The 1,131-nt window shown below is 77.0% G+C and carries 1 protein-coding gene; it reads right to left on the bottom strand.

Going from position 1 to position 1,131, the window contains the following annotated elements; all coding sequences use genetic code 11:
- Positions 1-133: 133 nt before the first annotated feature.
- A partial coding sequence (locus HMPREF3105_RS07975) for an alpha/beta fold hydrolase (RefSeq protein ID WP_070709144.1) occupies positions 134-1,131 on the bottom strand: 998 nt, incomplete at its 5' end.

Raw genomic sequence — 1,131 nt, 5'->3', positions numbered from 1 at the left:
CGCGGCGAGCGCTCGGCGGGAGACCGCCCCGGTGCGGGTGCGGCTCGACCCGGCCGGGGTGCTCTGAGGGGGCGGCTGGACCGACCCGCAGCCCGATGGACAGGAGCGCGGCGATGCCGGGGCGATGACGGCGTCAGCGGCCGGCGCGGCGGAGCCAGTCGCGGATCAGCGCCGCGCAGGCGGCCGGGCGTTCGTAGTGCAGCAGATGCCCGACGCCGTCGAGGACGTGCAGCTCCGCCGTGCCGCCGCCGGCGTCGATCGCCGCGGCGAGCGCCTTCTGTGCCGGCACCGAGCCCAGCGGATCCTCTCGCCCCGCGACGAGCAGCACCGGCAGGGTGAGGCGGGCGGCGACGTCGGCCACGGAGCCCGTGCTCGAGGCGCGGTACGCCTCGGAGAGCATGCGCGCGGAGGCGAAGCCCGAGAAGTGACGCCGGTGCTGGTCATGGGTGTACGCGAGGACATCCCTGTCCCTGGTGCGGGTCATGGAGAGCGTGGTCACCCACACCACCGGCGGCGCGCCCAGCAGCAGCCGCGCCGGGCGCTCGGGCAGGCGAGCGGCGACCTCGTAGTACCCCTCGGCGACGGCCGCCAGCACCCGACTCGTCACAGACGCGGACGCCTGCAGCGCGGGTTCGGCGATGGGGTTGAGCAGGACCAGCCGTGCCCACCGGGACGGGTCCCGGGCGGCCAGCTCGGCCGCCACCGTCGTCCCGTAGGAGTGTGCGACCAGCACGGGGGCGGCCGGCAGACCCAGGGCGGCGACGCCGGCGCCCACCGCGTCCGCGTGATGGGCCACGGTGTGCTCGGCGTGAGGGAAGGGCTCCGAGTCCCCGAAGCCGGGCAGCTCGATCGAGTGGATCGGATGCTCCGGGAGCGCGTCGGCCAGCAGGGCGAGGCCGTGGTGATCCCCGCGGAAGCCGTGCACGAACACGAGCGGGGCAGCGGCCGGGTCTCCCTCGGGTGCGCCTCGCGATCCCGGCGCGGCCTCCGGAACGGGGGCGTACTCCCACACGGCCACGGACGACGGGGTCCTGCGGACGGGGTCCGGGACCGCCAGGGTGCGCCGGCGGGGCGTCCGGGCCACGTGGCCCGTGAGCACGCGGGGATCGGCGGGCGCCGCGGGCGGCCGCA

Source organism: Micrococcus sp. HMSC31B01 (assembly GCF_001816085.1).
Lineage (GTDB): Bacteria > Actinomycetota > Actinomycetes > Actinomycetales > Micrococcaceae > Micrococcus > Micrococcus luteus.
The sequence above is the reverse complement of the archived record's forward strand: the minus strand, read 5'-3'. Positions and strand labels throughout refer to the sequence as shown.